The 7,587-nt window shown below is 70.8% G+C and carries 10 protein-coding genes; 7 read left to right on the forward strand and 3 right to left on the reverse strand.

The genetic code is table 11. The annotated features are described in order from the left end of the window. The first annotated feature begins 29 nt into the window (after positions 1-29). The gene (locus ACFFNX_RS06075; protein WP_378196474.1) at positions 30-440 is read left to right on the forward strand and encodes a nitroreductase/quinone reductase family protein; all 411 of its coding nucleotides are present in this window, start codon (positions 30-32) and stop codon (positions 438-440) included. Between the two features lie 130 nt (positions 441-570). Continuing rightward, positions 571-2,001, forward strand: coding sequence for a dihydrolipoyl dehydrogenase family protein (locus ACFFNX_RS06080; protein ID WP_378196477.1), 1,431 nt, complete (start codon positions 571-573; stop codon positions 1,999-2,001). Between the two features lie 24 nt (positions 2,002-2,025). On the opposite strand, the gene ACFFNX_RS06085 is transcribed toward ACFFNX_RS06080, so the two are convergent. The 3 genes from ACFFNX_RS06085 to ACFFNX_RS06095 form a co-directional block, all read right to left on the reverse strand. Further along, on the reverse strand, positions 2,026-2,532 hold the full coding sequence (locus ACFFNX_RS06085) for a gluconokinase (RefSeq protein WP_378196480.1): 507 nt from the start codon (positions 2,530-2,532) through the stop codon (positions 2,026-2,028). A gap of 28 nt (positions 2,533-2,560) precedes the next feature. Further along, the gene (locus ACFFNX_RS06090; RefSeq protein ID WP_378196483.1) at positions 2,561-3,139 is read right to left on the reverse strand and encodes an isochorismatase family protein; all 579 of its coding nucleotides are present in this window, start codon (positions 3,137-3,139) and stop codon (positions 2,561-2,563) included. A gap of 77 nt (positions 3,140-3,216) precedes the next feature. Next, complete coding sequence (locus ACFFNX_RS06095) at positions 3,217-4,464, reverse strand: nicotinate phosphoribosyltransferase (protein WP_378196497.1); 1,248 nt, start codon at positions 4,462-4,464, stop codon at positions 3,217-3,219. A 114-nt stretch (positions 4,465-4,578) separates the two neighbouring features. Between ACFFNX_RS06095 and clpS the strand changes: the two genes are divergently transcribed. From clpS to ACFFNX_RS06120, 5 genes are all read left to right on the forward strand, one after another. Continuing rightward, entirely contained in the window at positions 4,579-4,869 is a 291-nt protein-coding gene (clpS, locus tag ACFFNX_RS06100) for an ATP-dependent Clp protease adapter ClpS (protein ID WP_378196486.1), read from the forward strand. Then, positions 4,869-5,417, forward strand: a complete 549-nt coding sequence (locus tag ACFFNX_RS06105) for a DUF2017 domain-containing protein (protein ID WP_378196489.1) — start codon at positions 4,869-4,871, stop codon at positions 5,415-5,417. Before clpS ends, ACFFNX_RS06105 begins: the two co-directional genes overlap by 1 nt. A gap of 35 nt (positions 5,418-5,452) precedes the next feature. Further along, entirely contained in the window at positions 5,453-5,884 is a 432-nt protein-coding gene (locus tag ACFFNX_RS06110; protein WP_378196492.1) for a M67 family metallopeptidase, read from the forward strand. A 200-nt stretch (positions 5,885-6,084) separates the two neighbouring features. Then, entirely contained in the window at positions 6,085-6,357 is a 273-nt protein-coding gene (locus tag ACFFNX_RS06115) for a MoaD/ThiS family protein (protein WP_378196494.1), read from the forward strand. 1 nt (position 6,358) lies between these two features. Then, on the forward strand, positions 6,359-7,306 hold the full coding sequence (locus tag ACFFNX_RS06120; protein ID WP_378196500.1) for a PLP-dependent cysteine synthase family protein: 948 nt from the start codon (positions 6,359-6,361) through the stop codon (positions 7,304-7,306). Positions 7,307-7,587 lie beyond the last annotated feature (281 nt).

Consider the following 7,587-nt stretch of genomic DNA (forward strand, 5'->3'; position numbering starts at 1 on the left):
CACCAGTTCCGGAAAAGAGGGCCACGCGGATGACGCCAACGGACACCCACGCCCGGCGCCGGCGGATGACCGGCCGGTTTCACAGGTACGTCGCCAACCCGTTCATGCGGCCGATGTCGCGCTACCTCCCGGGCGCGGCCGTGCTCGAGACGATCGGGCGAAAGAGCGGCCTGCCCCGGCAGACCCCGATCGGGGGACGGATCGAGGGCGGAAGCTTCTGGCTGGTCTCCGACCACGGGCGGCGATCGCAGTACGTGCGCAACATCGAGGCCGACCCGAGAGTGCGCGTACGCATCGGTCGGCGCTGGCGTACCGGCATCGCCCACCTCATGCCCGATGACGACCCGAAGGAGCGGCTCCGGCGGCTTCCAAGGGCGAACGGCCTGATCGTAAGGCTGCTCGGCACCGAACTGCTCACGGTCCGAGTGGACCTGGAATAGGGCCGGTTCCAAGGTCCCGCCGCGCGGCGCCCAGGCGGCACCGTACGGGGCGGCGGCGGGCCCGCCGGCCGCTTCCCGGCGGGCCTGGCCGGGGAGACTGAGGTGTATGGGTCACAGGAGGTGACCTGGGATGACTCCGGGGGGTGCGATGGCGGACGAGGACGTCTTCGACGTGGTCGTGGTCGGGGCGGGGCCGGTGGGGGAGAACGTCGCAGGACGTGTCGTACGGGGTGGTCTGACCGTGGCCGTCGTCGAGGAACGCCTGGCGGGCGGCGAGTGCGCGTACTACGCCTGCGTTCCGAGCAAGGCCCTGCTGCGGCCGATGGAGCTGGCGGCCGAGGTGAACCGGATGCCGGGGCTGGAACTGCGCGGGCCGATCGACGCCCCGGCGGTGCTGGCACGTCGCGACCAGACCGTGTCCCACCTCGACGACCGTGGCCAGGTGAGCTGGATCGAGGACCTGCCCGCGACGTTCGTCCGGGGCCGGGGGCGCCTGGCCGGGCCGCTGCGCGTCGAGGTGGCCGGGCCGGACGGCACCCGTTCGCTGCGGGCGCGGCACGCGGTGGTGATCGCGACGGGCAGCGATCCACTGATCCCGGACGTGCCGGGCCTGCCGGAGGCGCGCCCGTGGACGAATCGCGAGGCGACCAGTGTGCAGCAGGTGCCGAAGCGGCTGGTGGTGATCGGAGGCGGGCCGGTCGCCTGCGAGATGGCCCAGGCCCTGCACTCGCTCGGCGCCCACGAGACGACCATGCTCGTACGCGGTGATCGGCTGCTGACCCGTGTCGAGCCGTTCGCCGGCGAACTGCTGGCGGCGTCGCTTCGGGAGTCGGGGATCGACGTGCGCTTCGGCCGCTCGGTCACCGAGATCCGGCGCCCGGCGCCGGACGGCCCGGTGACCGTCCACACCGACGACGGCGCGTCGGTCGAGGCCGATGAGGTCCTCCTCGCCACCGGCCGGCGGCCGGCCGTGCGCGGGATCGGCCTGGACACGGCCGGTCTGGCGGCGGACGGCCCGATCGAGGTGGACGCGAGCATGCGGGCGACGGGGGCGCCGTGGCTCTACGCCGTCGGCGACGTCAACGGGCGCAGCCTGCTCACCCACATGGGCAAGTACCAGGCGCGGGTGTGCGGCGACGTGATCGTCGCCCGTGCCTTCGGTGCCCCCGACGACCGGCCGGACCTGCGCGACACCGCGGACGACCGGGGCGCGCCGCAGGTGATCTTCACCGACCCGCAGATCTGCGCGGTCGGGCGGACGGAGTCGCAGGCGCGTGCCGACGGCTTCACCGTGCGCGCCGTCGAGTACGACATGGGCGCGGTCGAGGGAGCGTACCTGCGGGCCGAGAACTACACCGGCCGGGCGAAGATGGTCCTCGACGAGGACCGGCGAGTGCTTCTCGGCGTCACCTTCGCCGGTCCCGGGGTGGCCGACCTCCTGCACGGCGCGACGATCGCGGTCGCCGGGGAGGTCCCCCTCGACCGGCTGTGGCACGCCGTTCCGGCGTTCCCGACCGTGAGCGAGATCTGGCTGCGCCTGCTGGAGGAGTACGGCCTGTGAGGCCGCGTCGGACCGGACCGGGCGTCAGGAGTTCGGGACCAGGCCCGCGCGGTCGATGATCCGTTGTACGACCTGGTCCGGCGGGCCGTCGACGGACACGACGACCGGGTCCTCATCGGGACCCGGGGGTTCGAGGTCGGCGAACTGGCTGTCCAGCAGCTCCTTGGGGAAGAAGTGCCCGTGCCGGGCGGCGAGCCGTCCGCCGATCAGGTCCTTGTCGCCCTCGAGATAGATCAGGCGCAGATCCGGCCGGCCCTCCCGCAGCAGGTCGCGATACTTGCGCTTGAGGGCGGAGGAGGTCACGACGGCCGGCGCGGTCTGGTCCCTCATCCATCTCGCGGTGGCCTCCAGCCAGGGCCGGCGGTCGTCGTCGTTCAGCGGAATCCCGGCGTGCATCTTCTCGACGTTCGCCGGCGGGTGGAAGTCGTCGGCCTCGGCGTAGGTCCAGCCGAGGCGGCCGGCCAGCATCGCGCCGATCGTGGTCTTTCCGCTGCCGGAAACGCCCATCAGCAGCAAAATCGGATTAGGCATGGACCGCAACGTACCGGGCGGCGGGCGATCAGGGCGTGACGACCGGCTCTCCGGTGAGCCGGACCCCGGCGTCGCTCAGCTCCTCCAGCGCGCGTTCGGTGGTGGGCCGGGCCACGCCGGCGGTCATCCCGAGCAGGACACGGGTGGACAGCCCCGCGCCCCGGGCGTCCAGCGCGGTCGCGCGTACGCAGTGGTCGGTGGCGATCCCCACGATGTCGACGCTGTCGACCTCGTGCTTGCGCAGCCACTCGGCGAGCGGCGTGCCGTCGTCGGCGACACCCTCGAAGCCGCTGTAGGCCGCCTCCCGCTCACCCTTGCTGAAGACCGCCTCGATCGGCGCCAGGTCCAGGTTCGGATGGAAGTCCGCCCCGGGCGTGCCGATCACGCAGTGCGGCGGCCAGGAGTCGGCGTAGTCGGGGTGCTCGGCGAAGTGATCGCCGGGATCGAGGTGGAAGTCGCGGGTCGCGACGACGTGGTCGTACTCGCCGCGGTGCGCGGCCACGAACGAGGAGATGGCGGCGGCCACCTCCGCGCCGCCCGCGACGGCCAGCGAGCCTCCCTCACAGAAGTCGTTCTGCACATCAACGATGATCAACGCTCGGCTCATGACTGCCCCTCCCCAGAGTGATCCCCCACGGTGGGAAAGCTACCCGTGTGAGCCCCGGAACATCAGTGCCCGGAAGGTCAGCCGGTGAACTCGGTCGGGAGCGCCGGGTCGCCGCGCGAGAGCTGGAAGGCGCGGGGCGGGAGTTCGGCCAGGGCGCGTTCGTGGCGGGCGCGGGCCTCGGCCAGGGGCTCGCGGCCGATGATCTCCCCGTCTCGTACGAGCGGGGTCAGCAGCGGCCGGTCGTACGGGCCCGGCGTGGGTTCGGACGTCGAGACCATCTCCAGGATGGCCTTGCCGTCATCGCCGATGTGGCGGACCGCCCACTTGCGGCCGCCCCGGCTGGGCTTGCCGACCGAGCGCTTGGCCACCGGGCGCAGCGGGCCGTCGTCGGACTCCGACCGCGCCACCAGCTTGTACACGAGGGCCGCCGTCGGCGCGCCCGAGCCCGTCACCAGCGACGTTCCGACCCCGTACCCGTCGACGGGCGCGGCGGACAGGCCCGCGATCGCGTACTCGTCCAGGTCGCCGGTCACGATGATCCGTGTCTTCGTCGCGCCCAGGGAGTCGAGCTGCGCGCGCACCTCGTGCGCGGTCTCGGCCAGGTCGCCGCTGTCGAGCCGTACGGCGCCCAGCTCCGGCCCGGCCAGCTCGACGGCCACGGCGACGGCGCGGGCCACGTCGTACGTGTCGACCAGCAGGGTGGTGTCGCGGCCGAGCGCGTCGAGCTGGGCGTGGAAGGCGTGCCGCTCGCTGTCGTGCAGGAGGGTGAACGCGTGGGCGCTGGTCCCGGCGGTCGGCACGCCGTAGGACCGGCCGGCCTCCAGGTTCGAGGTCGAGGTGAACCCGGCGAGGTACGCGGCCCGCGCGGAGGCGACGCCGGCCATCTCGTGCGTACGGCGGGAGCCCATCTCGATGATGGGACGGCCGCTCGCGGCGTGCACCATGCGGGACGCGGCCGAGGCGATCGCGGCGTCGTGGTTGAGGATCGACAGCGCGAGCGTCTCGAGGACGACCGCCTCGGCGAAGCCCGCCTCGACGACGAGGATCGGCGATCCGGGGAAGTACAGGTCGCCCTCGGCGTACCCCCAGACGTTCCCGGAGAACCGGTACGAGGACAGCCACACGGCCGTCGGCTCGTCCACGATGCCCTGGGAGGTGAGGAACTCCAGTGCCGGTTCGTCGAACCGGAAGGCCTCCAGGGCGTCCAGGAAGCGGCCGATCCCGGCCACGACGCCGTACCGGCGGCCCGCCGGCAGATGGCGCGCGAACACTTCGAACACCGCCCGGCGTGCCGCGGTGCCGCCGGCGAGCGCACCGCGCACCATGGTGAGTTCGTAGCGGTCGGTCAGCAGAGCCGTCGTCGAAAGATCCACGAATGGCAGATTACGGTGAAGGTGTGCACGATGATTGAGGGGAGCTCCCGTTAAGGAGGCACCATAGTGACCACGGCTCCCGTCGAGCTCGATCGACCGGACGCCGCCGAGGACGTGCGACCGGACCGTCCGTGGGTGGCGATCGTATGGAACGATCCCATCAACCTCATGTCCTACGTGACCTACGTGTTCCAGGCCGTGTTCGGCTACTCCAAGCGCAAGGCCGAGAAGCTCATGCTCGATGTGCACCACAAGGGACGGGCGGTCGTCTCGAGCGGCACCCGCGAGGAGATGGAGCGCGACTGCGAGATCCTGCACTCCTACGGGTTGTGGGCGACCGTCAAGCAGGACGTCTGATGAACGGCGGATTCAGCGGCGCCCGTAACGGACGCGTGCGCCTGCGCATCGGATCCGAGGAGGCCGCCGTCGTGCGCCTGCTCATGGGCCAGCTCCTCGACCTTCTCGACGAGGGCGGTGAGCCCGAGTCCGGGTTCGGGCCCGACGACGGCATGCCCGACCTCAAGCTGTCGGAGAACACCGAGGTCTCCGACGACCCGGTGCTGGCCCGGCTGTTCCCGGACGCGTACCACGAGGACCAGAACGCCTCCGCCGAGTTCCGGCGCTACACCGAGGCCGGGCTGCGCGAGGGCAAGCGCGCCGCGGCCAAGACGGTGCTCGGGACGCTCGGCGAGGGGGGCGAGGTCGTGCTCGACCCCGACGAGGCGCAGGCGTGGCTGCGGGCCCTCAACGATCTTCGTCTGGCGCTCGGCGTGCGCCTCGACATCACCGAGGAGACGCTTGACCAGATGCGGACCTTCGACTGGGACGATCCGCGCAATGCCGGATATGCCGCCTACGACTGGCTGACGTACCTGCAGGAAAGCCTCGTACGCGCCCTCTGGTGAACCGGCCGCGGAAGGGCCGTCGCTACGCTGTGCCCATGCTGACGATCGAGCGCGCCATCGTTGACCAGATCATCGCGCACGCGCGCGCGGACCACCCCGACGAGGCGTGTGGCGTCGTGGCCGGCCCGATCGGCACCGACCGGCCCACGCGCTTCGTCAGGATGGCGAACGCCGAGCGTTCACCGACCTTCTACCGCTTCGACTCGATGGAGCAGTTCCAGGTGTGGAAGGAGATGGACGACCGTGACGAGGAACCGGTCGTGATCTACCACTCCCACACCGCCACCGAGGCGTACCCCTCCCGCACCGACATCTCCTACGCCTCCGAGCCGAACGCCCACTACGTCCTGGTCTCCACACGCGAGGCCGACGAGACCGAGTTCCGCTCGTACCGGATCATCGACGGAGAGGTCACCGAGGAGGAGGTCTCCGTCGTGGAGGCCGGCGAAGTCGACTCGGTAAACTGACCAACGTGATGACGACGATGATGAAACGCCGCGGACGCGGGCGTGTCGTCGCACCCGTGCAGAACTTCCTGTTCGGCCACTCCCGCGCCGAGATCGTCTACGACTGTCACTGAGGCATTCCCCCGAGGCCTGGAATCCCCGGGCGATGCCGCGTGTTGGCGTGCGTTGCCGGGGACCGTACGACGAAGGAGCACATCGCCATGGCGATCGAAGTTCGCATCCCGACGATTCTTCGCAACTACACCGAGGGTGCCAAGGCCGTCGAGGGTGGCGGGGCCACGCTCGACGAGCTGTTCACCGACCTCGAGGGGCGTCACCCGGGCCTGCGCGACCGGCTGGTCGACGACAAGGGTCTGCGCCGGTTCGTCAACGTCTACCTCAACGACGAGGACGTGCGTTTCCTGGGCGGACTGGACACCAAGGTGTCCGACGGTGACACCGTCACCGTACTGCCCGCCGTCGCGGGCGGCTGACATGCGCTACGACTCGCTGCTCGACTCACTGGGCCACACGCCGCTGGTCGGCCTGCCGAGTCTGTCGCCGTCGCCCGACGTGCGCCTCTGGGCCAAGCTGGAGGACCGGAACCCGACCGGCTCGGTCAAGGACCGCCCGGCGCACTGGATGATCAACAAGGCGGAGAAGGAAGGGCTGCTGACGCCGGGCTGCACGATTCTGGAGCCCACGTCCGGCAACACCGGCATCTCCCTGGCCATGGTCGCCCGGCTGCGCGGCTATCGCATGGTGTGCGTCATGCCGGAGAACACCTCGGCCGAGCGCACCCAACTGCTGAAGATGTGGGGTGCCGAGATCATCCCCTCGCCGGCGGCGGGTGGTTCCAACGAGGCCGTACGCGTGGCCAAGGGGCTCGCCGCCGAGCATCCCGACTGGGTGATGCTCTACCAGTACGGCAACGAGGCGAACGCGCGGTCCCACTACGAGTCCACCGGGCCCGAGCTGCTGGAGGACCTCCCGACGATCACCCACTTCGTCGCCGGCCTCGGCACGACGGGCACGCTCATGGGCGTGGGCCGGTTCCTGCGCGAGCGGGTGCCCGGCGTCGCGATCGTCGCGGCCGAGCCGCGCTACGGCGAGCTGGTGTACGGCCTGCGCAACATCGACGAGGGGTTCGTGCCGGAGCTGTACGACGAGTCGGTGCTGACCACGCGGTACTCCGTGACGTCGGAGGACGCCCTGCGGCGCACGCGGGAGCTCCTGGCGGCGGAGGGCATCTTCGCGGGCATCTCGACGGGCTGCGCGCTCCACGCGGCGCTGGGCATGGCGGCCAAGGCGGTCAAGGCGGGCGAGCGCGCGGACATCGCCTTCGTGGTCGCCGACGCCGGCTGGAAGTACCTGTCCACCGGCGCGTACGACGGCACGCTGGACGAGGCGGAGAAGCGCCTGGAAGGCCAGCTCTGGGCCTAGGGCCTGTCTCAAAGTGGTTGGGTCGTGGGTTTTCCACAGCCGTGGATGTGGTCTTCCTTCGGTGTGTGGGGTGGCTTGACAATGGAAGTGGGGTCGGCACCCCCTGGGAGGGTGGGGAGTGTCTGGGAGGACGGGGAGTGTCTGGGAGGACGGGGAGTGTCTGGGAGGACGGGGAGTGTCCCGGAGGGTGGGACTTCGGAACACGCCTAGGTGTGATGTCCGGGGAGGTTGTCCCGCCTGGCGGCGGTGTGTCGGTCTGACAGGTGAAGGCCTCCGGTTGT

The organism is Actinoallomurus acaciae (assembly GCF_042429965.1).
In the GTDB taxonomy this organism is placed as follows: Bacteria; Actinomycetota; Actinomycetes; order Streptosporangiales; family Streptosporangiaceae; genus Actinoallomurus; species Actinoallomurus acaciae.